1 protein-coding gene is annotated in these 756 nt (G+C 41.0%); it reads left to right on the top strand.

Annotated features, from left to right (window positions below; translation table 11 throughout):
* On the top strand, positions 1-756 hold a 756-nt coding region (locus IUY40_RS19170; protein WP_229335695.1), incomplete at both ends, for a Calx-beta domain-containing protein.

Raw genomic sequence — 756 nt, 5'->3', positions numbered from 1 at the left:
ATAACAGCAGGTTCATTAACTGGATTTAGCTGGGATGGTGCAGCCAAGAAGGCTACCGTAACTATTACAGATGTAACTGATCCGTTAAAGAAAGTATTACGTTTTAGTCCAACTACAGCAAATGTTGCAGAAGGATCAAGTACTAGTATAAATGTGAGTTTGCCAGCAGGGGTTACTCTAGGATATCCACTGACTGTAAACTATTCGGTATCGGGTACAGCAACAAAAGGGACTGACTATAGTGCTTTATCAGGTTCGGTAACGATTCCTGCAGGCTCAGAGGGAACGATAACAGTAGCTGCTTTAAGTGATACTATTATTGAATCTGACGAAACGGTAATTATAACAGGTAGTACTACAACAGGATTTATCTGGGATGATTTAGCCAATAGAGCTACAGTTACTATTACAGACGTAACAGATCCGGCAAATAAAGTATTGAGTATTTCTCCTGCGACAGCAAGTATTAAAGAAGGAGAAAGTGCTATTCTGACGGTAAGTTTGCCAAGAGGGGTAAGTACAGGAACTGATTTTGTTGTAAATTATACCCTATCAGGAACAGCAACAAATGGTACCGATTATACGGCGTTGAGCGGAAAGGTAACTATTGCTGCAGGTCAAATTTCAGCAGTAATCAATATAGAGGCCTTAAAGGATGGAGTTATTGAGCCGAACGAAACGGTACTAATAACAGGAGCTGCTACAGCAGGGTTTACTTGGGATGCCGCTGCTAAGGAAGCCTTAGTAACGATAATC

This window comes from Flavobacterium sp. ALJ2 (assembly GCF_015594725.1).
Taxonomy (GTDB): domain Bacteria; phylum Bacteroidota; class Bacteroidia; order Flavobacteriales; family Flavobacteriaceae; genus Flavobacterium.
Note: the sequence above shows the minus strand (reverse complement) of the source record. Positions and strands in the feature narration are given on the sequence as shown.